Raw genomic sequence first — 23601 nt, 5'->3', positions numbered from 1 at the left:
GGCAGCCATGCCGTCCTGGGCTGCCTTCTTCCAGGTATTGATCTGGCTCGGGTGGACGCCGTACTTACTGGCCAGTTCAGACACCGTGCCTTCCTCACGAAGGGCAGCCATCGCCACCTTCGCCTTAAACTCAGGACTGTGTTTCTTGCGGATATTCTTCATTTAAACCCCTTGGCCGGTGGCCACTATAGGGGCAAGATTATATCTAAGCCAGCTGTCCAGTTTTCGGGGACCACCTCACCCTTTTGAGCTTTTTTCGTCGAGACATTCAGGTTCAAAAGCTCGGCGTGGCTTGGAATGTGGCTAGCCGCGAAAGCTATGCTCGAGGCCAATTGTGTGGTAAGCCGTGGGCCAGATATGGTTCTAAGGTTGGGTTGCCCATCGGGCGTAAAGAAGGTAAATCTTACGGCACCGTCTGTGCCGTTTCCCATCATGACTTCCGTGGCGATCATGACTGAATCGAAATCTATGGTTGGCGGTTCTGGAGTTTGGTTTGACATGTCCGACCTTGGGAACGAAAAGCCTGATGAAAATGAGGTTCTAAAGCGGATGCTAAACACGCCTCCGAAGCCGCATGAGTTTGGAGACAAGAAAAAGGGAGCGCCCCAAGAGGACGCCCCCAAGCCGAGTCAGGTTAAGCCGGGATAGGGTAGCGGCTTCACGTCTCTGAAACGTTCGCCGCTTTTAATCTCTGACACTCTGCCTTGATTTTGGTCAACCAGTGCACCGATCTGATCTTGATACAGATTGGTATTTAGCAAAAGCCATTTGATGTAAGCGGCGGTTTGCTCGTTAAGTGGTAGTCTGCGTCTGGCCATGTTGGCACCTTCCTAATGGGTGCTGACGCGGTTGACGACTCTGTTCACAACGTGCATAGAGCACGTATACGGAATTTTGAAATCCCCCGCGTCAACGGGGTTTCAAGCGGTTGATCACGGGTTCGGGTGGTACTGAAATTCCGTGATCAACCAACCGCGCTACTACGATTCTTGGTTGAGTCGATAGCCCTTATTTACAGTTTTTTTACGAATCCACAAAAGCTTACGCGCTTTCTGCTTAAGCGTACGCGGGTTCACCAGCCCGCCGATAGGTCAGGCGCTTGCCAGCGATACCGCGCAGAGCGATCTCGGTACGAACCACATCATTTTCTTTGCGGGTGTTATAGCGGAAATCAAACTCTGCGCAGTAGCGGCCAATGTGCGCTTCTGACAGGTGATGATAGGTGCCGATCACGCCGCGCTTGAAAATGGAGAAGAAGTTCTCAACCGTGTTCGAGTGATAGAAGTGGCCCTTGCGGGTGTACTCGCCAGCCGAATGATTGACGGTGCCATGGTTAGCAAACTCTTGACCGATCTTGGTATAAACGGCGGCTTCATCCGTCATCAGCATAGACTTGCGGGAGACGTGCTTCACGATGATCGGACGCAGGGTTGCGCCGGTCACGTTAGCGACGTGAAAGGACTTTACAGCGCCGTCACGCTCCACCAGGGCGACAACGGCCTTCTTAGGAGCCGGTTCGCGGTGCGCACGGTTCTTGGCCTTGCCGCCAACATAGGTTTCATCAACCTCAACGACCTTGTTTTGACCACCCATAGGGCCTGAGAAGCCTTCGCCATTCATCGCTTCGCGGATACGGTGGCACATGAACCATGCGGTCTTGTATGTCACGCCCAGCATACGACCGATCTGGTGAGCGCTCATGCCCTTTTTGGAAGCGCAAAGCAGGTGCGTAGCGAGTAGCCATTTGTTCAGGCTGATTTTTGAACGTTCAAACACAGTGCCAACCGTAACCGTGAATTGTTCACGGCACTCGTTGCACTGATAGACCCCCGCACGGTGCTTGGAGCCTTTGAGTTCCGTAGCCCCAAGGCAACCGCAATGAGGACACACGGCACCGGACGGCCAGCGCAGCGCTTCCAAGTGCTCGCGTGCGGCATCGGCGTCTTGGAAAATCTTTGCGGTCAAATCGTAGCTGGACATGGCTTAACTCCTTGATACTTAAAGTATCCAAGAGGGCCTGCTTTGTCACGTATATAATTGCCCGAAAAGGTGGGAGCAAAGCTATTGTACCTGCCGCCATATTCCCCGGACTTCAACCCAATTGAGCAAGTCTTCTCTAAACTCAAAACACTCCTGCGAAAGGCCGCAGAAAGAACGGTCGATGACCTATTCAAGCGAATAGGACAGCTTCTCGACCTATTCAAAAGCTCAGAGTGCGAAAATTACCTCAAAAACTCAGGATATCAGGCAACATGATCGGGAAATGCTCTAAATTTCAGGGCAATACTTTAATAGATCAAAATCCTTCAAGCCACTCTTTATGATCTAGGACGCAAGAATCGATTACTATCTCCCTATCGCTCCTTTCTTTTTCAACGCGGAGCTTATACGCCTCTGCATCTTCTCGACGCGAATAAGCGCCAAGAAAGTACTCCCGCCAACTTGAAGACCGCTCATCTCTTTCGTCTTCTGTCATGTCCCATAGCACATGCACGACATCAAAGTTCGGGGGGCCGGATACAGCGACCGGAAATATCTCAAAGCCGTCAGGATTATCTGAAAATCCGGAAACTTCTCTGTAGTATTCTACGGCTTTATTCGCCGATTCCTTGCTCACATAGAATCCCAAACCCTTTTCATCATTTCTATCATTGGTATGTAAAAGCCAATAAGCATATCGTGTGGTCATTCAAAGCTCCTTTCGGCCCATTTTTGTATTTTATTGTATTCAGATGCTGGCCCCTTTTTCCAATTACCTATTCCATATTTGCTATTTACGATATTCATTGACCTTGGGAAAACGGTTGCCGATACGCTGAAAGTAGTTTTCGGTCGACACGGTCTGCATTTTGACGCCGATCAGATGCCAATCATTGTAACGGGACGTCCAGTTTCCGACCGTCATGGCACCGTCTTTTACATCTTCAACGATGCTCATAACCGCATCAACCCCAGGAATATAGTGCAGCGGCTTACCCAACCCGATCCGGCGGGAATTCCACCTGCCGACACTTCTCGCCGATTCGCTTTCGAAGGCACTCAAGGTGTTTCGCCCGGAGCATTGCTCGTGAATTTGACCGGAACGATGACGTGAAGTCCGATACGCTGCTAACCACATTGGGCGTCGTCCAACTGCATCCTTGATGGAACGGATAACCCGGGACTTTCAGATTACGTCGTTTTCTTACTTCATCGACTATCCATTCCAGGACTGATAGCGGCGCCACCAGACGGGCGCAAACGTGGCGGCGTGTTCAGTTACCAGCGTTACCTCGCCATCCTGAGCGAAGGAACCGACCCGCTCCCCAATTCGACCTAAAAAGCGCCTATGCGCTTATTACTGAGATCCGCTGTAATGACGACTTCCGCGAGCCGATCCCTCGACGGACCGGGACCTGGAGGTTGACTATCAGGTAAGACCTGAACGAGAATGCGCCGTGCAACTTGCACAATGGCAACTGGTCTACATATGAAGCCCCTAGCGACACAGCCACAAATCATGCTGAGCGATTTGATGATCAAAGGCGGACCAATCAACCCAGACGTAGATTTTAAGGCCTCTGCTGGCACCGTTCGAGACGCAATGATCGAATTAGGCACAATCGCTTTAGGTTAGGATTCTGCTTTCATGATTCCGCCGCGCGAGACGAATTGCTAAGTTTGTCCCGCCTCGAGGATATTGTGTCAGGCATCCTGAACCGCGTCGGATTTACTGGAGGCTCTCAGGTTTAAGTTACGGCGGCGGGGACTCGGGGGTTCCGATGTCTGGTGCAAAAGCGCCTTACCTGACTTACTTTACATAGCGCCTTGAGTTTCAGGGAGCCGAACCACAAGCCCGTCAAGCCTGTCAGTCACCTTAATTTGGCACGCCAGTCGGCTATTATTCGCCACGCCTTCGACGAAGTCGAGCAAACCCGCTTCCGCCTGTGACGGCGCTTCAAGGCGGTCCATCCAGTGCGGGTCGACAAAGACATGGCACGTGGCGCAGATGCATGCCCCGCCACAATCGGCATCTATACCGGGCACATTATTTCGGATCGCCCCCTCCATGACCGATTGCCCAGATTTTACGTCGACCTGCTTCGACGTGTTGTTAAATTGGATATAGGTAATTTTGACCATCTGGCAAAGCACGACGCAAAGGCCGCAACCTCCGTAAATGTGGTTTGATGTTGTGGAAGAGACCGCCCGACGCCGACAAATTTGTTGAGGATATAGGCAAGTTAAGTGTTGGCCCGCTGCCGGCTAAAAGATATCGAAATATTCGCGCTGCTCCCATTCCGAAATGTCCGCCAGATAGCGGCCAATCTCGGCTTCTTTGATCGTCGTCAGGTAGGTCATGAACCCCTCGCCGAACGTCTGCCGCAGAAAGGTGCTGTTGCGCGCCAGTTGCACGGCTTCCATCAGATTCGCCGGCAGACGGGGCGCCTCGGTTTCATAGGGGCTATCGGCAACCACGGGCGGGACCAGTTCCCGACGCAGACCGTCCATACCGGCACGGATCTGAGAAGCGATGTAAAGGTAAGGATTCGCCGCCGGCTCACCGATCCGGTTTTCGATGCGGGTCGCCGGATTTCCGGGTCCGCCGATAACCCGCAGCATGGCGCCGCGATTGTCTTGCCCCCAAACCACACGGTCGGGCGCCAGGGAGTGCGGCGCGTAGCGCTTGTAGGCATTGATGGTGGGTGCGGTGAACAGACTTGTGTCGCGGGCATGGGTGAGAATGCCCGCGGCAAACTGCATGCCCACCGGCGCCAGGATATCGCCCCCCTCTACCGGCGTAAACGCATTAAGGCCCGTCTTTCGATCGACGAGTGACTGATGCAGGTGCCACCCGCTCGACAAGGCGTTAGGGATGCGTGGCCTGCACATGAAGGTGGCATGATAGCCATGACGACGGCAGACCTGTTTAACAGCGCTGCGGAACAAAACCATATTGTCCGCATGCTGGCTCCCGGTCATCGGATGGAAGGTGACCTCAAACTGGCTGGGCCCCATCTCGATCTCAAAGCTGCGCACGGGCAGGTCCAGCCCCTCGCAAGTCCGCCGTATGAAGTCCATCACCGGCTCCAGTTGATCGTAGCGCATCTCAGTCAGATACTGGAAGCCGTGCGCCAGCAGGCTGGTTTCGGGCGCCGGCCCTGGCTGGGCGCCCGCTGGACTTGCCTTGAGCCCAGCGTCATCCAGCCTGTAGACGTGGAATTCAACCTCGAGGCCACAAACATAGTCATACCCCATGTCTTCGAGGCCTGTCACTGCGTCGCGCGCGATCTGCCGCGTCGAAACCGGGACAGGACGGCCATCCTGAAAAACCAGATCGCACAAAACCCAACCGCTGTGTAGCGACCAGGGCAGGATTTTGAAGGTATCCAGATCGGGCATCATGATCATGTCGCGAGCGCCGGCATAGTCCTCCATGTCAGCGACCGCGGTGCGCCAGAGAGGAAACGTCGTGCGATGCGCCGTGTCTTTCAGCAGCAGACTAGACGTCATGCTGTGTCCGGACATGGCCGCCGATGCGAAATCCGCAGCCGCGATGGTCTTGCCGCGCAGGATGCCATGCTGATCGGCGAAGGCCAGCCGTACGACCTCGAGCTTGTGCGTCTTGATCAGGGTCAGGACGTCGGCGAGCGTCCTACTGGTCATTTTCGAAACCTTCCGAGGCGGGCCAGGTGCAGGACTGACGCCGACGCAGGTCACGCGCCAGCCAGGCGTCCTGCCACGACTGTTGGGTGGCAATCTCGTCGATGGCGACGGGACCTCGTAACGCCGATAGATCTGTGGTTTCGCCGCGCATGGGCAGGTCGCCCACACCTTTTTCGAGCGCGTCCATGGCGCGCACCAACATGCGCCGGTTCCGTATAATGCCGACATCCGTCTGACCGAGGTGCTCCTCGGTACGGTCCTGTATCCGCCCCAGCGACTCGACGGCCCACTGATCGTGGACATTGATATCGAAGCCCATGCCGGTATAGGTGGCCGTGGCCTGCTCCAGTGGATCGTAACCGTAGTTGTTGCCGCGGTTGCGCTTCGACACATAGTCCGGCAAATCGATCATTTCCAGGCGCTGATCGCGCATGGTCTTGTGGTCGACCGGGTCGCCAAAGCTCGTGAAGATGGAATACCAGTAACAGGTCTCGTCATCGACAGGGACATGCCATTGCGTGATGGTCATTTCATTGCTCATCGGTATGCAGATGGCGTTCGGGAAAATGCCGTTGGTGACGCGCACGTGCATGGCGGTCTCGTCGAGCGCCCTCAGCGCGGTCAGGCGAATGCCATAGGCGGTTTCTTCCATGCGGATCTCGGGCGCGGGATAGTCGCGCAAGATCTTCGTCAATGGCACGGCGGCATCGGCCGCCGCACCACGAAACTGTTTCCCGTACGACGCTTCAGGGTCTTCGTCCTCAAGAAAGCGATGGAGGTAGGAAGCATGGGCCGGATCGATGCCAACTTCCAGGGCCTGGAGCCAGTTGCATTCCCAAAGGCCCTTGAAGGCAAAGCTGTATTCCGGTGGGGCCTGGAAGCAGTCAAAGGCGGGAAAGGCCGGTGGCTCTCCCGGCCCCATATACGCGAATATGATGCCGGATTTGACGACGCACCGGTAGGCTTTCTGCCGCGGCTCGCCCTCATGAGCGATACGGGGCTCGGCCGGTCGTTCCAGGCAGGTTCCGTGCTCGTTGTATAGCCAGCCATGAAAAACACAGCGCAAGCCATCCTCTTCCAGACGCCCGGCCCGAAGATCCGCGCCGCGATGCGGACAATGGCGGCCGATCAAGCCATAAGCGCCGTTTGGCTTCCTGAACAGGACAAGCGCTTCCCCAAGAAGGGTGACCCCCTTAACAGGACGTTGGCCTTCAAGCTCCTCAACCAGGCCGGCAGGTTGCCAGTATCGGCGCAGGACCTGTCCTGCCAGTGTGTCAGGCCCCACGCGGGTGAGGCGGGCATTTTGTTCAGCGCTTATCATGTTCGAACTCTGAAACCTTGGGCCATCACGGGCCGGATTTAATTGTGTGTAAGGGCGGGATCGGGGGTTTGCGTCGGTCCGGGCGGGACAAGGTCGGCGCAATTGCCGCTGACGGCCTGGCCGTCCGACAGGGCTTTTGCGAAACGAAGGGCTTCCGGCAGGGACGTATTGACCGTGCTCGAGTGCGTTTGATGCGGGTAGTAGTGCCACTCTACTGTTGAGCCTGCGGTACACATGGCGGAGATAAAATTATATTGCCGCGAGATCGGCGCGGGCTCGTCAGCCAATCCGGTCAAGGTCAGAATCGGCATCGTGAAACGGGCATTGTCGAACGGGCTAGTGACCTCAATTTTGTGGATTGTGGCCTCATACGCCGGGTCGTAGATGTTGGTCGTGCCGGCTTGCTCGCGATAATCAAGCTTGTTGGCCATCGCTTGGCCAATGACGGCGTCGAAACAGCCCGTCTGGGCCGTTTTAAGGAGGGGCTCACCGGCTTTCAGCAGGACGGCCTTCGGGTCGAACGCTGAATCTAGGGCTGGTGCGGTCCCGATCAGGAACAGCATTTGAAAGGCCGTCTCAGGTCCGCCATCGTCTCCGGTGAAGGCGGGGCCCTCCACCTGCGGCGCAGGTCCTGGATATGACGTCTCAACGACAAGGCCGGTCGCCACTGCCCCCAAAACCTTGAGATCGGGCGCATATGTGGGCGCCAGCCATGCCGCGCCAAGGGCTGCCCCGGAGCCTTGCGAAAAGCCGGCCGGAATGATCTTGTTGGCCACTTGACCCGGATAAGCTTTCAAAGCGGCACGCGCTGCATCGAGCACGCCATAGCCTTCCGGTCGAAACAGGAGATAGGGGTGTGGGCCTTCCGTGCCCAGCCCCTGGTAATCGGTCGCCACCACAGCAAAGCCTGCCGCGAGCCAGGTGTCCACCATCAACGCTTCCGGTGCGCTGTACCCCGTCCAGGAGGGCGCGCACACGTCCGCAACGCCCACCGTCGGGTGTCCCCACGTCATAATTGGCCACCCGCCTTTGGGCGCCTTGCCAATCGGCAAATAGATCTGGCCGGAGACCACAATAGGGGTCTTGCTGTCGATGCCGTCCGTCGAGACGTAGAGCAGACGCTCCGCGCTGTTGGCATGCGGATAAGCCTTTTTGCTTAGCGGCTCCTTTCGCAGGACCGTGCCCGGCACCGCCGGAACCGCTTGAGACCAGCTATAAAAAGGCGAGACGCCGCCGTCCCCGTAAAGCGGGTTGGCGTTCGCGCAGACAACGAGACCTGTGCCCGCGAACACAAGCGTCCCCAGGCGTACGAGATTACGAAGCGACATTACGGTCATGGCAGCCACCTTGATAGGATGATAGGGACAAAGCCCGAAGCGCCTCACGCGCCCCAGACGTTTTCAAGGACGCGCAGCCAATTTTCGCCCAGTACACCGCGGACATCGGCGCTGCTCCACCCGCGGGCCAGCAGCCATTTTACGACTTCAGGGATAACCTCTGGGCCGGCGAAGCTCGGCTTGTTCGAGGTGAGATACCCGCCGACGGGATATTTCTTGTCACGTCCGACGCCGGCGAAATTGGCAAGGAAATGCGGAATGTTGAATACCGAATCCAGGCCCAGGCCCAGATGCTGCGGCCCGACCAGTTCGGCGAAATAGTCGATGTGGCGGCCGATCGTTTCGGCGGACATGTCAAAGCGCGCTTCGCTGAGAAAGAGCCCTACCCCATTGATCCCGATCACACCGCCGGTCTGAGCGCAGGCCTTCGCCTGTTCATCGGTGATGTTGCGCTGATGGTCCCAGAGGGCATGGGCGTTGGAATGGGTGAAGACGACCGGCGCCGTGGAATGCTCGATGGCCTCCATCGAGGTGCGAAAGCCGGTATGCGTTACGTCGACCATCATACGGACACGGTTCATTTCAGCCACCAGGGCTTTGCCAAAACGGCTCAAGCCGACATCACTGTCTTCATGACATCCGTCGCCCACCAGATTGCGCGCGTTGTAGGCGAGGAGCATGTGCCCGATGCCCAGGCGACGATAGGTCTCAACCATGTCGAGATCGCCGAGCAGGCTGTTTGTGCCTTGAAAATGGAAGTTGATCGCCGACTTGCCCTCAGCGTGCGCCCGACGGATGTCGGCCACTGAGTCGGCTAGAACATAACGGTCGGGTTGCGACAGCACATGATTGCGGGAGCCGGCCAGCCAGCGCACCGGCCCCTCGATGGTCAGCTCGTCGCTGGCGATCGTCACCGAGGTGAAGGTCATGCCGTTTTGACGTCGATAGGCCATGCAGTCGTCGAAATCAGGAATCTGGAGAGGCCCCGCCGGCGATTGCGGACAGGTCATGTCGCAGACGATGGCGTCGGTCAGCCCCTCCGGAAACGAGCTCAGGGCGCGTGAGCTTGGCAGGGTATCCATGGTCATCTCCTCAGAGGGCGACGTCGATCAGGCGACGCGGCAATGTGGACAGAAGGTCGAGCCCGGCGGGCGTCATGATGAGTGTGTCGATGCAGCCAGCTTCGAAACCTTCGGTCGGATCGACGAAAACGTTCTCGAAATTGGTGACATAGCCCGACTTGAGTAGACATTTTTCGTTCCCATCATTGGCAAGATAGGTATGTCCAACCCAGTTCGGCAGAAGGCACAGGCCCAGGGCGTACCCACCGATCCACCACACATTTTCGGGTGGCAGCTTCCGGCGGGCATAGGCATCGGCTGCCGCGGCGGCGGGCGCCGGATCGGCGTTCAGCCGCGCTTCCTTACGAAGGATGTCTAAGCTCACGGCGCCGGTCTCTATGATGGCCCGGGCACGAGTTTTTGATGGTCCCAAAACGAACGATCTGCCCAGATTGGCATGGTAGCGTCCTACAGACGCACAACAATCCACATTGACGACATCACCCGCTTCCAGGCGGCGACTTGACGGGAACCCGTGAATGTCCATCCAGGCCTGCGGTCCGGAATTGACGAGAACGGGCATGGCAGCAGGTTCACTGCCGACCGTCGCGAGCAGGTGTCCCATCAGGGCGGACACCTCCAGTTCGCTCATGCCGGGCCGAAGTCGCTTTGACAACGATGCCATGGCGGCATCGGCCATCGCGGCCGCTTCACGCACACATGCCAGTTCCGCATCCGATTTATAGAGCCTAACCCCGTCGACGATCCAGTCGCCCGAGACCAGGCGGGTGCCCGACGCTTCAAGGCGTCGCGCCAGTTCGGTCATGACCGGCGCACTTGGGTTCGAACTGCTCCACTCGATACCCAGAACATCCGGATCACCGGACAGAGTGGCGGTCACGACCTCAATGGCATCGTTATAGTCGAACAGCACAACCGCGTCCGCGAACACCCGATTGCGCACATAGGTTTCGTGCCGCCGCCAGTCGAAGACCAGGCATTCCGGCCGGTCTCGATCTATAACGACGCCTACAGGTAACCGGTTGGGATACCAGATCGCTTCATACCCTGTGAGATAGAGCAGGTTCACCGGACTGGTGACAAAGAGCCGGTGGATACCTCTTCTGGCCATGTCTTCGCGTACAGCCTTCTGGCGTCCCCGGTATTCAGTGGGGGCGAAACGAAGGCCCAAGGGCCTGTTCGTAAGAGTCTGAGACGCCGATTGGCTCATGGCCTTGCGCCCGTGAGGAGCGACTCTGCGGCATAGGCGAACAAGGCCGGTTGACCGCCGGTATGCAGGAACACCACGGTCTCATCGCGGCCGATATGACCACGACGGATCAGACCAATGAGCCCCGCCATCGCCTTGCCGGAATACACCGGATCTAGGAAGACGCCTTCGGCCTGCGCCACCAGACGAATGGCTTCGGCGCTGGCGGGTGTAAGGGTGCCATACCCCTCCCCGACATACTCGTCATGAATATCGAGATCCGCTGCAACGGGGGCGTTCGTGAGTCCCAATTCGGTGGCGCCGTGACGCGCCGCCAGGGGGATGCTCTCAAGCAGATAGTCCCGCGTGCGGCTGACACTGATGCCGGTCAGACGGTATCCGATATCCGTATTAAGGACGCCAAGCGACAGGCCGGAATAGGTGCCACCCGACCCAATCCCGACCACAAGGCGATCGGGTTTCAGAGCCTGCGCCGCAAATTGCTCGCGCATCTCAAGCGTGGCAAAGATATAGCCTGCCATGCCCTCAGGTCCGGAGCCACCGAGCGGCATGATAAAGGGAACGTGGCCCTGGGCGCGAACCTTGTCAGCCACCTGCTCCAGACTGTCGCCGAAATCCCACCGCGGCACGGTCTCGACGAAGGTTACGGACGCCCCCATCAGTTCGTCGAGCAAAAGGTTGCCCTGTCGCAGGCGTGGCTCCCCGGGCACGCCACCCAGCACCAGCTCCACCCGCAGCCCCGCGCGTTTGGCCATGGCCGCGGTGATGCGCGCCAGGTTGGATTGATACCCGCCGCAGACGATGAGGGTGTCTGCTCCTTCGGCCAGGGCGCGCGCCATGATGAATTCGAGTTTGCGGACCTTGTTGCCACCAAGGCCTACACCGGTCAGATCGTCGCGCTTGAACAGGATACGCGGACCGCCCAAGGCCTGGCTGAGAGCTTTCGCTTCTTCCAACGGCGTTGGCAAGTGCGCCAGCCTGAGACGTGGCAACTGAGCCATCCTGTCGGGAAGCGTCAGATCTGAGGGCCGCTTTTCAAGAATCGTCGGTCTCATCGATCAGGCCACCGCAATGGTCTGGATTTGCAGGAAACTTTCCAGTCCCCAGGCGCCGTTCTCGGCGCCGACGCCAGAGGCTTTGACACCAGCCGTCGGCAATTGCGGACGAGGCTTCATATGCTGGTTGACCCAGACGGTGCCGGCATCAATTCGCGAGGCGACTGAGACGGCCGCTTCAATATCGATACTCCACACGGAGGCCGACAACCCGTAGGGCGTGTCGTTGGCGCGAGAGACAACTTCGTCGATATGCGTGAACGACAGGATTGGCAGGGCCGGACCGAACTGTTCCTCAGTTACCAGACGCGCCGTATCGGGCAAACCGGTGATAATCGCCGGGGCGATGAAATAGCCAGGACGGTCAACCGCTTCCGGAGCGCCAGCGGCAAACACACCGCCCTGCTCCGCCGCATCGTTCATCAGGTCTAACACCTTGTCGAACTGGGCCTGGGTACTCAGTGGACCGACCGTCACGGTTTCATCGAGCCCGCTGCCAATTACCGCTTTGCCCGCAAGGCTAGCCAGTTCGACCACGAGGGCGTCATGGATGTCCGCATGTACGTAGACACGCTTAATGGCGGAACAAACCTGCCCGGAATTGGCAAATGCGGCGGCGAAAATCTTCTGCGCCGTGTCGGCGACATCGACATCGGCAAGAACAATCGCCGGATCATTGCCGCCGAGCTCCAGCGTGACACCCTTGATGTGCTCGGCGGCGGCGGCAAAGACCTTCTTGCCGGTGGCTGTTGAGCCAGTGAAGGTCAGCTTGCGAATGCCTGAATGAGCTGTCATAGCCGGCGCCAGATCGTCAGTCGCGCTGATGATGTTGAGCACGCCGGGTGGCAATAGATCGAGCAACAGCTCGCCCAAACGCAAGGTGGCCAGGGGCGTGAACGGTGACGGCTTGAGTACGACCGTGTTGCCGGTCAGAAGGGCCGGCGCGATTTTCCAAACCGCCGAAATCAAAGGATAGTTCCAGGGCACGATAGCGCCCACAACGCCGTAGGGCTTGCGCCGCACCTCGCCCACCTTGACGCCATCAACCTCGACGACTTCACCTGGCAGGGGCAGGCCTGCCGTAAACTCCATCCAGCGTGCCGATCCCATGACCTCCCCCTGGGCGACCACGAAGGGCTTGCCCTGTTCACGCACCAGCCAGTCGATCAATTCGTCGGCGTGCGCGCGCATCCGCACGGCGCAGGCCACCATAACCTCGCGGCGGACCGCCACATCGGTCTCCCGCCAGGTGAGGAAGGCACGCTGTGCGGCAGCCACAGCGGCGTCAAGCTGGTCCTCTGTAGCTTGCGGCGCCTGCGCGAAGACGTCAGTGGTCGCTGGATTTATAACATCGTAGGTGTCAGTCGCCTCGACACACAGGCCGTCGATGGTCATGGATGGCATGGTCTATCCCCGAACCGAAAAGCTGCTGGACGCAGTCTGCTTGCGCAGGCGTGAGAAAGCGCGGGTATCCACGGTCAGGCCGGTGAAGCGCCCCTTGAACTGCAGAGGAGCGCTATCGTGATCGCCGCCATTTTCCTGATAGGTGATCAGGTCGGCCATCAGGTCGCCCGCGACACCCGCATTCTTGAACTGATGGCCGCTGGAGCCGATCGCGACATAGAAGCCCGGGAGGCTCGTCTTATCGTAGATAGGTATCCAGTCGTCGGAGACGTCATAGAGATCGACCACCCCCTGCGCCGTGTTGGGGATGGGGAGTGCGGGGACACGCAAGCCCAGGCGCCAGGTCTGCGTCTTCCACTGGAACTCGCTGATGTTGGTGTCGAACACGTCCGGGTCCTCCACCCATGTCTTGGGATCGCAGGCGGGATCGCTGGAGCCGAGGCTGATCTTGTTGCCGACTTCGGGGCGCCAATAGACACCGACATCCGGGTCAGATGTGGCGATGCCGTTCACACTGAAATCGAAGCCTTCCGGCGACGGCAGATGGTGGACTTCGCGGCGCAGCGCACGCGTCTTGACCGACATCTCGTCCTCGACACCCGCCATGCGGTTGATAACACTGGAGTGCGGGCCAGCCGCGTTCACGATGACGTCGCCAGGGACGATCTCGCCCGTGGCCAGGCGCACACCGCTCGTGTGCCCCTCTTTGGTCAGAACCTCGACCACCTCGCTCTTCAGGCGGAAGATACCGCCCATAGCCTCGATGGCACAGCGCAGATTGTGCGTTGCCAATTGCGGATCATTGACGTAACCGCCATCCGCACAGTGGATAGCACCGGCAATATGGTGGCCCGCGCCACTGCCAAAGGCCGGATCGTCGACCGGCATCGGGGGCGCGAACGAGGTCATGTCGTAGATCGGCAAACGCGCCTTCAGGTCGTCTGCGGACCACTCATCAAAGGGCACCCCGACTTCGCGGTAGAGATCGAGCATGTCGGCGCGATCGTCAGCTTTTGTTTTCAAGACGAGGTGACCCGACTGAACGTAGCGCGCCAGGCCGCTCGGGTCATGGTCACCGACCAAGTCCGCCCAGTTCTTCCAGTAATGATGGCCTTCAACGGCCAGCTTGACGCCGTCGATCGTCGAATAAGAAAACCGGACAATGGCGCAGGAATTGACCGTAGAGCCGTACCCGACTTCGGCGTTCTTATCGATGTTGATCGTCTTGTAGCCCGCCTTGAGCAAGGCCAGCGCAATACCGCAGCCGATAACGCCGCCGCCAATGATAAGGGCCGTCTTGGGAAAATCACTCATTGGATATTCGTCTCTTTCATGAACCATTGGATGGTGCGCTCAAGCGACTCGACCAGCCGCTCGACTTCCGCACGGCCAGCACAGAGCGGCGGTCCGAACTCCACCACCTGGAACGTTCGGGCCAGAACGCCCTGGTCCTGGAGGTGGCTGGTAACTTTGGACATCATCAGGTCGGATGGTGCGAACGGCTGGCGAGTCCTCGCGTCACGCACCAATTCAATGCCTGCCAGAAGCCCCTTGCCGCGAATATCACCGACGATAGGATATTTACGTAGGGTCTCCAGACCCTCGAAAAGATATGCGCCCATGGTCGCGGCGTTTTCGACCAGACCCTCAGTTTCCATGATTTCGATATTCTTGAGGGCGGCGGCGGCGGACGCCGCGTGGCCACCAAAACTGATCACATGGTTGAGGCCCGATTCACGGCCCTCGGTGGCATCAAAGCGGGCGGTAATCTTGTCGCTGACTATGGTCGCCCCCATGGGGGCGTAGCCACTGGTCAGCCCCTTGGCCATTGTCATGATATCGCCCACGACCCCGTAGTGCTGACATGCGAACATCTTGCCGGTCCGGCCAAAGCCATTGATAACCTCATCGATAATCAGCAGGACCCCGTACTTGTCGGCGATCTCGCGCAGACGTGGCAGGTATTCAGCCGGCGGCTCGTAGATCGAGGCGGCCGACGGGATCGGTTCAGCGATGATGGCGGCCACCGTCTCAGGACCTTCATGCAGGATCTGGCGTTCGATCATGTCGGCGCAAAGGACGCCGCAGGTCGGGTAGGCCAACTTGTATTCACAACGGTAGCAGTTGTGCGACGGCACCTGGGCGCACCCCGGCACCAGAGGCGAGAAGACCTTGTTGTTGTACTCGTGGCTCGCGCCTGTGATGCTCATCGCATAAAAGGATGAGCCGTGGTAGGAGCCGCGCCGGCTGATGATCTTGGTGCGCTTCTGATCCCCGCCCAGCCAGTGGTACTGCTTGGCGATCTTGACGGCCGTCTCGACCGCGTCCGTCCCGCCTGAGCCGAAGAATACCCGGTTGAGATCGCCCGGCGCCAGGGAGGCCAGCTTTTGGGCCAGGTCGGCGGTGGGCTTAGCTACAAAACTGTAGGGCGTGACATAGGCCAGCTTTTGCGCCTGCTCGGCGTAGGCGACCGCCACTTCGGAGCGACCATGGCCAATGTTCGTAACGAAGGCGCCGCCGGACAAGGCGTCGAGATAGGCCCGGCCCGCTTCATCGTAAAGGTAACACCCCTCCCCGCGTTCAAATACGGTCAGGCCGTTATGTGCGCGCAGGGACTTTGGCGGCGTCACGTGGAACCAGACGTGGTCCAGGGCCGTGTCCTTTGTGGATGAATTTATTGTCATTGTGTCTGCCAATTACCCGCTCCCGCATGACCGACATATCGTGAAAGCGTGCGATATGTGAACTAATGTTCGTAAGGCGTAACATGGCGTTCTGACGGTCGCAAGAGCAAAATAGGCGAAAGAGTCATCTTTTTAGTCAAATAACCAATTGAATTATATGAATAAATAATCTTCGACTCGAACAGTCGGCATTAAGCGCCGCCGCCTCCGTGGCGACAGCGATGCATAGGATCTTCGGGGGGATTGCAACGCGTTTACGCCCGGCTCACAATGCCTGATCGGGCAACGATACTTGTGTGCGGTGCGAACTATCCGTCGACGATGAGCGCCGATGAGATTTCGTCGGCCGCCGTTCTGAGTATCGGCAGGATGCGGCCTTGGAGGTCCTCGACCGGCACGGAGGCGACACTGGTAATGACGTTCAGCGCGGCAACGGCGTTGCCGCGACGATCAAAGATCGGCACCGCGATCGAGCGCAAGCCCAGTTCGCTTTCCTGATCGACGATGGCAAAACCCTGCTTGCGGATCGCCTGCAATGCCGCCAGCAGCGCAGCCTTTGAGGTGATGCTGTGCGGGGTCGGACCCGCCAGGTCGGCGTCCTCGACGAAGCTGACCATAGCCGTATCGCTCATGCTGGCAATCAGAACGCGCCCGGTGGAATTGTATAGCGCGCTGAACCGGCGCCCAATCGTCACCACCGGGGCCAGTTCCCGCTGCACGCGGGCGCGGGCGAGATGGACCACCTCCCGATTGTCGAGGACGGCAATGGCCGTCGTCTCGTGGGTGTCGCGCGCGATACGATTGAGGTAGGGCTGGGCAATATCGACAACACTCAGGGTCGACAGATAGGAAAAGCCAAGATCGAGCACCTTGGGTGTCAGCCGGAACAGACGGCCATCCTGCGCGACGTAGCCGAGAAAAATCAGTGTCAGAAGGTAGCGACGGGCGCCGGCCCTTGTCATGTCGATGCGCTCTGCAACTTCCGACAAGGTCATCTCGCGATGATCCAGATCGAAGGCGTGCAAGACGGTGAAGGCATGTACAACCGAGCCAACACAATCCGCAGGGAGGCTTTTATCGGTCGCTTTTTCGAAGCGGCTCTGTTCCATGTGATCCATTATAGGTGCCCCCGAAGAAGTGAAAAGAAAAACTTAAGGCCTCGGACGGAAAATGCGGACGCTCCGGAGGGGAGCGCCCGCGATCCTGATCGCCGGTTGTTACTCAACCCGCCGGATAAGGCAGATCAGAACTGTTTACTCAGAGACATGCCGACCGTGCGCGGCCAGACCGTCAGCCCTTGCGTGATGAAGAGCACCGATGGTTTTTGGATTATCGTCTGGTCATCGAGCAAATTCTTGACGTATACAGACAGGGTCAGGTCCTTATAGGACAAGCCGAAATTGGTGTTAACGACGCTGTAGGACGGACGCTCATAGTCGGTATTTGTGACCGAGAAGCTGCCGTAGCTCTTGCCGGTATAGTTCCAGTTCAGGCTGGCAAAAACGCTCGTATCATCGTTGACGGGGGCGCTGTAGTCCAGACCGACCATCAGGCTTTTGTCGGGTACACCCAGGACTTTTTGCCCGACTTTCGCGCTCGAGCCGGCCGCTTCCTTGGTGATGTGCGCATCGGAAAGGCTTCCGCTGACGCTGAGGGTGAAAGCATCAGTCACGCGTGCATTGATTTCCAGTTCCGCGCCCTGGCTCTTGGCGTTGCCAGCGTTGGCCGTAATCACGTAGCCGCAGGACGCCAGGCGCAACTGTTGCTGAATATTGTTCCAGTCAATAGAATAGAGCGAACCATTGATCGTCAGGCGCCTGTTCAGCCATTGTGTCTTGGCGCCAAGCTCGTAGGCCCACAGACTGTCTGGTTTATAGGAGCGCGAACCTGCCACCGTCAGGCCCAGGTCGCCGATCGCGGCGGCGCAGAAGTTCGGCAAAGCGTCATTTTGTCCTCCCAGGCGGTAGCCCTTGGTCGCGCTTCCGTAGAGATTGACATTGTCATTGGCGATATAGGTCACAGCGACCTTCGGCGTGAGCGGGTGCGCATTGGACTTGGCGGCGTCCTCGGGCGGCGTGCCATCTGCCAGCCAGCCCCCCTCCTGGGAGACGAAGCGGTTCCAGGCATACGCCTGACGCACGCCGACCGTTGCCTTGAGCTTCGAGGCCACCATGTAGGAGCCTTCGGCAAATACCGCGCCCTGTTCCAGCCAGCGGCGGGGATGGAAATAGCCCATCTGATCGTTTGGTGCCGCGTAACCCAGCATATCTTCTACGGTGGCCCCATAGAGGGCTTGCACCGTATCGTTGATGCCAAGGACAAACTCATCGTCGAGCGTGCGTGTGCGCAGGTAGTTGTAATAGGCACCAACCTGCCATTCGTAACGCTTGCCGGACGCTTTGATCGAAGGCGACGAGAAGCGCACCTCCTGCGACCAGTTTTGGACGGTGTCTGTGTTGTACATGATACCGGGTAGGCTGGCGATCGTCGCAAAGTTGTCGCCGAAATCCGGATCAAGCGCGCTGGCGACATATTCCGAGTCGTAGATCGTGGCATCGAACTGTCGCTTGAGCTGGCGGTACATGAACGAGGTCACGGAGGTCAGGGCGTAATCACCGAAGGTTTTTTCGATGGTCAGGCTCGGCACATACATAGTGTCGATGCCCGACTCCCGGATACCCTTTGCCTCCTGGAATTTCGGCAGGCTGGTGTCGAAGATTCCGGTGTCAGCGGAATGGGTTTCCTGCCACTGGATCGCCGGCGTAATCTTAAGGGTGTCGTTGGGCTGGATTAGCAAGGTGGCGCGCACAGCGTTGGTGCGTTCGGAGTTGACGTCTTTGTTGTCGACGGCACCCTCGGCGTCGACGTGATCGACGAAGCCACTCGCATATTCGCTTTGAGCCGCCACGCGAAGGGCAACTCTGTCGCCGAGCGGCAGGTTGATTGCGCCTTCGATGCGGCCGTTATCGCCGCCGCCCGACGTGTTGGAAATATCGCCGGTCAGATAACCGCCGTAACGGTTCAGATTGGGTTGAACGGTAATGAAGCGCATGGTCCCGCCCAAGGAGCTGTCCCCGTAAAGCGTGCCTTGCGGTCCGCGCAGAACTTCGACGTGGTCCAGATCGAATAGACGCGGAAGGGTGACGCCGGTAAAGAACTGGTTTGGAATGGTCAGGGAGACATCGTTCAGATAAATGCCCACGGTCGCCGCGCCTGAAGAAGAGCCGATACCCCGCAGGGTGATGCGGCTGGTGCCAGAGTTTCCGGTATTGGTGAAAGACAGGCCCGGGACGGTACGCGCCAAATCGGCATAGTCCTCGACGTGTTGCTTCGCCAGTTTGTCGGCGCTCAGGACCGTAATGCTCAACGGCACTTCGCGAACGTTTTCCTTACGCTTCTGAGCGGTGACGACGACGATGGTCGAGTCTTCGGCGACGGGCGCGGCCAGTTCAGCCGTTTGCGCCTGCGCCCCGAAGGAGGCCGACACCAAGAGACCGGCTATGACGCCGCTCGTGGCGAGCGAGGTGCGACGATTTCGGAGAAAGGCGCTGGCAGGCATGTTTAGCATTTGCATTCTGATATCCCCTTTGTTATGTCCCGCCCCACGAGACAAGGCCTCATGGCGCATCGGCCAGGAGACGGTCCGCACACCTCCGGAAGCCCGGATTCATGGCGGATGGGCAGTGATGAAAGAGTCCGGCGTTCGAGCTGTGTGTTTCACTCTGCGAACAAGAGTTACAGACTTTGGTCATTTGAACATGCTGCGAAGCACAAGCTTAGTTGCGCTCCAACTGAACTATTGCTGAAAGCATCAGGAATTTCGACGCGCTTCTTCTTTGCAGGCGCAACAATTCGGCCAAATTAGGGGATGCGCATATAAATGTGTGCGACCGGACGGTCGCCTGCGCCTTACTTGCCGTTCGCCGCAACTAATTTTGCCTTTGCCGCTATGTCACTGCGTCGTGGCTTATAGTCTGGTGTAGCCTCAACTCTTGAGGAACGCACCTGTGACCTACGCTGCCACCAATGCCCAACCGATGATCGTCGGCACCCCTGTCCTTGTTGTGATCGATGTACAGAAGGGGGCGTTTCTGCCCTGGGAACCGACCGAACGCCTGCCTCTCCTGCCCGATCGGCTTGAGCGCATGCACCGTGTCAGGTCCGTCGTGGACGCCGCGCGCGGGGCGAACATCCCCATCGTTTTTTTCAAAGAGGTTCACCGTCCTAACATGATTGATTTCGGCCGTGAGCTTGATGGCACCGAGAGTGTTCACTGTCTGGAAGACTCACCCGGCACCGATTTCGCCTATGAGGAAATGGGCATACAGCCGAGCGATTACCTCCTGAGCAAACGCCGCTACTCCTGCTTCTACGGCACGGAACTCGAAATCCTTTTGAAGGGACTGAAGGCTGACACGCTGATCCTGACAGGCGGTTTTACCGATGTCTGCGTGCATTACACCTATGTCGACGCCCACCAAGGTGACTACTATGTCCGCGTAGTCGAGGATTGTGTCACAGGTTCCTCCCAGCCTGCCCACGACGCCTCGTTGAACGCGATGGAATATTTGCAGACAGGTGCGCGACGCTCCGCGGCCGAGATTATCGCCGGTTTCAGCGCCCTCACCCAAGCCGCCGCCGAGTAGAGGGTTCAATGTCTCTTCACACCGCAGACCCGTATGGCGCCCAAGCTCACGCCCGCGCTCAGGGTGGCACCGAAGTCGAGGCAATGCCAACCGTGCCCGCGTCTCAGGCGCGGTACCTGCCCGAGGGTGTCTCGCCTGCCGATATGGTTTGGGCCGAGACCCTCGCCGGCGGTGGCTATGCCATCAAGCAAATCAACCGTGGTACACGCCTGCGCCTGACCGATCTCTACGGCGATGGGTGCCTATCGCTCCTGTTGTTCAATGCCGAACGGCCTGTTGAGCGTCTCAATATTGCCGATACCCTGAAGATTCAATGGAACGGCTATCTGGGCGCCGGCCGTTTTCTTCTGTCGGACATGGGCCGGGTGATGATGAGTATTGTCGAGGACACGGCCGGCACCCACGATGCTTTCTGTGGCGCTTCAAACGCCGGGACCAACGCGCGCAAATACGGCGATGGCAGCAACTTCGGCCCCTACCCGTCCGCGCGTGACCGGTTCGCTATCGCCGTCGCCAAGTATGGCCTTGGCCGCAAGGACATCCATCCCTGCCTCAATCTGTTCAAGGGCGTGACAATCGAGGCCGATGGCGCCGTGACACCCATGATCGGCCCCTTTGACGTCAACCGCTCCGTGACCCTGCGGGCTGAGATGGACCTCATCCTGGTCATGGCCAATGCGCCGCACGTGCTCGATCCAAGGCCGGACTACACGGTAACGTCCCTCCGCGCCGTTGCCTGGCGCGGTCCCGTCACTTCTGAGAACGATCCCATCCGTACCGGCACGCCGGAAGCGCTACGCGCCTTCCTGAATGTCGAGGACTATTATGCAAGGTAAGGCGATGCGTGAAGATCTGAACGCCTCGGAGCTCGTGATCTATGATGAGATCGTGCCCGCGCGGGCTCCCTGGATGTACGATGTCCTGGCCGGACAAACCCTGGAGATTATTGACCTCGAGGGCAACCAAGCGGTCGACTTCCTGATGTATGTGACGGCCGACGATGCAGAACGTTACAGTGCCCAGGACACGATTGCGGCTCAGGGTAATATCTTCCTGAGGGCCGGTAGCACCCTGCTGTCGAACGAGGGCCGTCCAATGATGGTCATTGCCACTACCACTGTCGAGTATCACGACACCATCGGTGGCGCCTGCTCGTGCGAATCAAACACCTTGCGCTATGGTCACCACACGAAATCACAACATGCCTGTGTCGACAACTTCCTTGATGCGAATGCGCGCGCCGGCCGCAACAAACGTGACATGGTCTCCAACATTAACTGGTTCATGAATGTGCCGGTCGAGGCGGACGGGGCGTTGGGCATTGTTGACGGCATTTCCGCGCCGGGCCTCTCCGTGACCCTGAAAGCGCTGATGGATGTTACCGTGGTTGTCTCGAACTGCCCACAGATCAACAACCCTTGCAACGGGTTTAATCCAACGCCGGTGCGCATGGTTATCCGCGCATGATCACGGCTACAGACACAGCTGCGGCTGTTCAATCCGGCGCCCTGTCTGTGGTCGAGGTTCTTGAGCAAACCTTCGACCGGATCACCAGATACGACGCTGTCCAGCCTCAGGTATGGATCAGTCGGCTACCGCGCGAAGCCGTTATCGCCTATGCCGAGGCGGTCGATGCGCGCGTAAAGGCGGGTGAGCCCCTGCCCCTCGCCGGCGTGCCCTTCGCCATCAAGGACAATATCGATCTGGCCGGGACCGCCACGACCGCCGCCTGTCCCGAATTTGCATTCCTGCCAGACCGATCAGCCTTTGTCGTCGAGCGCCTCATAGAGGCTGGAGCCATCCCCATAGGTAAAACCAATCTCGACCAATTCGCAACCGGGCTCAACGGCACCCGTAGCCCACATGGCGCGCCGTCTTGCGTGTTCAATCGCAATTTCATAAGTGGTGGATCAAGCTCCGGATCCTCGGTCGCCGTCGCCGCGGGTCTTGTTGCGTTTTCGCTGGGCACTGACACCGCGGGATCGGGACGGGTGCCGGCCGCGTTTAATCACCTGATCGGCTTCAAGCCGACCAAGGGCCGGTGGAGCACCTCGGGTCTGGTGCCGGCCTGCCGGTCGCTCGATTGCATTACGGCCTTTACCCACACTCTGGAGGATGCGGCCCTGGTTGACGACGTCATCGCCTCTTTCGATGTCGCTGACCCCTTCTCGCGCCCCGTGGAAAATACGCCTCGCCAAAGAAAGCGTATCGGTGTGCCCTTGCTGTCCCAACGCAACTATCTCGGCGATGCCCATTCAGCCTATCTTTATGAGGCCGCCTTGTTGGCGCTGCGCGCGACCGGTTCCGAGTTGGTGGAGATCGACATCGGCTTCCTGTCGGAGACCGCCCAGCTGCTCTACAGCGGTCCTTGGGTCGCTGAGCGTACCGCTGCGCTCAAAAGTCTCCTGTCCAACCATCCGGACGCTATTGACCCCACCGTGAGAACCATCACCCAAGCCGGTCTTGGCATTACTGCGGTGGAGCTTTTCGAAGGCGAATATCGCCTCAAAGCGCTGGCGCGCCAGGCGGAGGCCCTGTGGGCCGGAGTAGACATGCTGGCTTTGCCAACCACACCGACCTGCTATCGCATCGCTGAAATGCGTGAAGAGCCCGTCCGCCTGAACTCAGCCCTCGGCCTTTACACCAATTTCGTCAATCTACTCGATATGAGCGCTGTCGCCCTGCCCGCCGGATTCCGTGACAGCGGTACCGGGTTCGGCATCACCCTGATCGGACCGGCGCACACGGACCAGGCCTTGCTGGCAGCCGGCCAGGCGTACCTGGCAAAGGCTGACCTGCCCTCGCCCCCTGAGCTTGACTTTGGAGACAAGATGGAAACTGTAAAACTGGCCGTTGTCGGCGCTCACCTGGCGGGCATGCCCCTGCACTGGCAATTGACGTCTCGCAACGCCCGGTTCGTCGGCGCCGCTCAAACGGCACCAAACTACAGGCTCTACGCGATCGCCAACGCGGTGCCGCCCAAGCCCGCGCTTATTTATGACGAAACCGGGGCCTCCATTGCGGTGGAGATTTACGAGCTGGATCTGGCGGCGTTTGGCAGTTTTGTCGTTGACGTGCCTGCCCCTCTGGCGATCGGTACCGTGGTCCTCGACAATGGCTCGAGCGTCAAGGGTTTCGTGGCCGAGCCGCGCGCCATCGAAGGCGGTGAAGACATTACCGCTCTGGGCGGCTGGCGTGCCTTCATAGCGCGATAGG

General features: G+C 58.8%; 20 protein-coding genes and 1 pseudogene. 5 read left to right on the top strand and 16 right to left on the bottom strand.

All coding sequences use genetic code 11. The features are described 5' to 3' along the window. Positions 1-162: transposase (locus B060_RS24850; RefSeq protein WP_018082795.1), on the bottom strand; the 162-nt coding region annotated here is incomplete at its 3' end. 894 nt (positions 163-1056) lie between these two features. Next, complete coding sequence (locus tag B060_RS0115905) at positions 1057-1980, bottom strand: IS1595 family transposase (RefSeq protein WP_018082793.1); 924 nt, start codon at positions 1978-1980, stop codon at positions 1057-1059. A 63-nt stretch (positions 1981-2043) separates the two neighbouring features. Between B060_RS0115905 and B060_RS28070 the strand changes: the two are divergent. Further along, positions 2044-2256, top strand: a pseudogene (locus B060_RS28070) (transposase); the annotation flags it as partial. 40 nt (positions 2257-2296) lie between these two features. Here B060_RS28070 and B060_RS24845 read toward each other — a convergent pair. From B060_RS24845 to B060_RS0115830, 14 genes are all read right to left on the bottom strand, one after another. After that, positions 2297-2689: a hypothetical protein gene (locus B060_RS24845; RefSeq protein ID WP_018082792.1), complete on the bottom strand. Its 393-nt coding sequence runs from the start codon at positions 2687-2689 to the stop codon at positions 2297-2299. 81 nt (positions 2690-2770) lie between these two features. Continuing rightward, complete coding sequence (locus tag B060_RS27285) at positions 2771-3043, bottom strand: hypothetical protein (protein WP_155847748.1); 273 nt, start codon at positions 3041-3043, stop codon at positions 2771-2773. A gap of 752 nt (positions 3044-3795) precedes the next feature. After that, positions 3796-4122 (bottom strand): 2Fe-2S iron-sulfur cluster-binding protein, encoded by a 327-nt coding sequence (locus tag B060_RS0115885; RefSeq protein ID WP_018082789.1) that lies wholly within the window; start codon positions 4120-4122, stop codon positions 3796-3798. A gap of 123 nt (positions 4123-4245) precedes the next feature. Then, positions 4246-5646: a glutamine synthetase family protein gene (locus tag B060_RS0115880; protein WP_018082788.1), complete on the bottom strand. Its 1401-nt coding sequence runs from the start codon at positions 5644-5646 to the stop codon at positions 4246-4248. Next, on the bottom strand, positions 5636-6967 hold the full coding sequence (locus B060_RS0115875; protein ID WP_018082787.1) for an aromatic ring-hydroxylating oxygenase subunit alpha: 1332 nt from the start codon (positions 6965-6967) through the stop codon (positions 5636-5638). The genes B060_RS0115880 and B060_RS0115875 overlap by 11 nt, the downstream gene beginning before the upstream one ends. Before the next feature lie 38 nt (positions 6968-7005). Further along, positions 7006-8304, bottom strand: a complete 1299-nt coding sequence (locus tag B060_RS24840) for a lipase family protein (protein WP_018082786.1) — start codon at positions 8302-8304, stop codon at positions 7006-7008. A 44-nt stretch (positions 8305-8348) separates the two neighbouring features. Then, positions 8349-9386, bottom strand: a complete 1038-nt coding sequence (locus B060_RS0115865; RefSeq protein ID WP_018082785.1) for a dipeptidase — start codon at positions 9384-9386, stop codon at positions 8349-8351. A 10-nt stretch (positions 9387-9396) separates the two neighbouring features. Then, positions 9397-10596, bottom strand: a complete 1200-nt coding sequence (locus B060_RS0115860) for a M24 family metallopeptidase (RefSeq protein ID WP_081606892.1) — start codon at positions 10594-10596, stop codon at positions 9397-9399. Next, on the bottom strand, positions 10593-11588 hold the full coding sequence (locus tag B060_RS0115855; RefSeq protein WP_026172899.1) for a D-cysteine desulfhydrase family protein: 996 nt from the start codon (positions 11586-11588) through the stop codon (positions 10593-10595). Before B060_RS0115855 ends, B060_RS0115860 begins: the two co-directional genes overlap by 4 nt. Before the next feature lie 66 nt (positions 11589-11654). Further along, on the bottom strand, positions 11655-13055 hold the full coding sequence (locus B060_RS0115850; protein ID WP_026172898.1) for an aldehyde dehydrogenase family protein: 1401 nt from the start codon (positions 13053-13055) through the stop codon (positions 11655-11657). Positions 13056-13058: 3 nt separating this feature from the next. Beyond that, positions 13059-14369, bottom strand: coding sequence for an NAD(P)/FAD-dependent oxidoreductase (locus tag B060_RS0115845; RefSeq protein WP_018082781.1), 1311 nt, complete (start codon positions 14367-14369; stop codon positions 13059-13061). Continuing rightward, positions 14366-15739: an aminotransferase family protein gene (locus B060_RS0115840; protein ID WP_018082780.1), complete on the bottom strand. Its 1374-nt coding sequence runs from the start codon at positions 15737-15739 to the stop codon at positions 14366-14368. Before B060_RS0115840 ends, B060_RS0115845 begins: the two co-directional genes overlap by 4 nt. 308 nt (positions 15740-16047) lie before the next feature. Beyond that, positions 16048-16857 carry an IclR family transcriptional regulator domain-containing protein gene (locus B060_RS0115835; RefSeq protein ID WP_018082779.1) on the bottom strand — a complete coding sequence of 270 codons (810 nt, stop codon included), beginning with the start codon at positions 16855-16857 and terminating at the stop codon, positions 16048-16050. Positions 16858-16982: 125 nt separating this feature from the next. Then, the gene (locus B060_RS0115830) at positions 16983-19313 is read right to left on the bottom strand and encodes a TonB-dependent receptor (RefSeq protein ID WP_162149127.1); all 2331 of its coding nucleotides are present in this window, start codon (positions 19311-19313) and stop codon (positions 16983-16985) included. Between the two features lie 433 nt (positions 19314-19746). Between B060_RS0115830 and B060_RS0115825 the strand changes: the two genes are divergently transcribed. From B060_RS0115825 to atzF, 4 genes are read left to right on the top strand one after another with little or no spacing between them, the layout of a single operon-like run. Next, complete coding sequence (locus B060_RS0115825; RefSeq protein ID WP_018082777.1) at positions 19747-20385, top strand: cysteine hydrolase family protein; 639 nt, start codon at positions 19747-19749, stop codon at positions 20383-20385. Positions 20386-20393: 8 nt separating this feature from the next. Continuing rightward, complete coding sequence (locus B060_RS0115820) at positions 20394-21221, top strand: urea amidolyase associated protein UAAP1 (RefSeq protein WP_026172896.1); 828 nt, start codon at positions 20394-20396, stop codon at positions 21219-21221. 4 nt (positions 21222-21225) lie between these two features. Then, complete coding sequence (locus B060_RS0115815) at positions 21226-21852, top strand: urea amidolyase associated protein UAAP2 (protein ID WP_026172895.1); 627 nt, start codon at positions 21226-21228, stop codon at positions 21850-21852. Next, complete coding sequence (gene atzF, locus B060_RS0115810) at positions 21849-23600, top strand: allophanate hydrolase (protein ID WP_018082774.1); 1752 nt, start codon at positions 21849-21851, stop codon at positions 23598-23600. The genes B060_RS0115815 and atzF overlap by 4 nt, the downstream gene beginning before the upstream one ends. The last annotated feature ends 1 nt before the right edge of the window (position 23601 follow it).

This window comes from Asticcacaulis benevestitus DSM 16100 = ATCC BAA-896 (assembly GCF_000376105.1).
In the GTDB taxonomy this organism is placed as follows: Bacteria; Pseudomonadota; Alphaproteobacteria; order Caulobacterales; family Caulobacteraceae; genus Asticcacaulis; species Asticcacaulis benevestitus.
This window is presented reverse-complemented; position numbering and strand designations above follow the sequence as displayed.

What these genes read in the sequence shown, in the direction of transcription:
- B060_RS0115905 (WP_018082793.1), bottom strand. Translation starts at nt 1,980, where the DNA reads ATGTCCAGCTACGATTTGACCGCAAAGATTTTCCAAGACGCCGATGCC.
- B060_RS24845 (WP_018082792.1), bottom strand. Translation starts at nt 2,689, where the DNA reads ATGACCACACGATATGCTTATTGGCTTTTACATACCAATGATAGAAAT.
- B060_RS0115885 (WP_018082789.1), bottom strand. Translation starts at nt 4,122, where the DNA reads ATGGTCAAAATTACCTATATCCAATTTAACAACACGTCGAAGCAGGTC.
- B060_RS0115880 (WP_018082788.1), bottom strand. Translation starts at nt 5,646, where the DNA reads ATGACCAGTAGGACGCTCGCCGACGTCCTGACCCTGATCAAGACGCAC.
- B060_RS0115875 (WP_018082787.1), bottom strand. Translation starts at nt 6,967, where the DNA reads ATGATAAGCGCTGAACAAAATGCCCGCCTCACCCGCGTGGGGCCTGAC.
- B060_RS24840 (WP_018082786.1), bottom strand. Translation starts at nt 8,304, where the DNA reads ATGACCGTAATGTCGCTTCGTAATCTCGTACGCCTGGGGACGCTTGTG.
- B060_RS0115865 (WP_018082785.1), bottom strand. Translation starts at nt 9,386, where the DNA reads ATGGATACCCTGCCAAGCTCACGCGCCCTGAGCTCGTTTCCGGAGGGG.
- B060_RS0115860 (WP_081606892.1), bottom strand. Translation starts at nt 10,596, where the DNA reads ATGAGCCAATCGGCGTCTCAGACTCTTACGAACAGGCCCTTGGGCCTT.
- B060_RS0115850 (WP_026172898.1), bottom strand. Translation starts at nt 13,055, where the DNA reads ATGCCATCCATGACCATCGACGGCCTGTGTGTCGAGGCGACTGACACC.
- B060_RS0115845 (WP_018082781.1), bottom strand. Translation starts at nt 14,369, where the DNA reads ATGAGTGATTTTCCCAAGACGGCCCTTATCATTGGCGGCGGCGTTATC.
- B060_RS0115840 (WP_018082780.1), bottom strand. Translation starts at nt 15,739, where the DNA reads ATGACAATAAATTCATCCACAAAGGACACGGCCCTGGACCACGTCTGG.
- B060_RS0115835 (WP_018082779.1), bottom strand. Translation starts at nt 16,857, where the DNA reads ATGGATCACATGGAACAGAGCCGCTTCGAAAAAGCGACCGATAAAAGC.
- B060_RS0115830 (WP_162149127.1), bottom strand. Translation starts at nt 19,313, where the DNA reads ATGCAAATGCTAAACATGCCTGCCAGCGCCTTTCTCCGAAATCGTCGC.
- B060_RS0115820 (WP_026172896.1), top strand. Translation starts at nt 20,394, where the DNA reads ATGTCTCTTCACACCGCAGACCCGTATGGCGCCCAAGCTCACGCCCGC.
- B060_RS0115815 (WP_026172895.1), top strand. Translation starts at nt 21,226, where the DNA reads ATGCGTGAAGATCTGAACGCCTCGGAGCTCGTGATCTATGATGAGATC.
- atzF (WP_018082774.1), top strand. Translation starts at nt 21,849, where the DNA reads ATGATCACGGCTACAGACACAGCTGCGGCTGTTCAATCCGGCGCCCTG.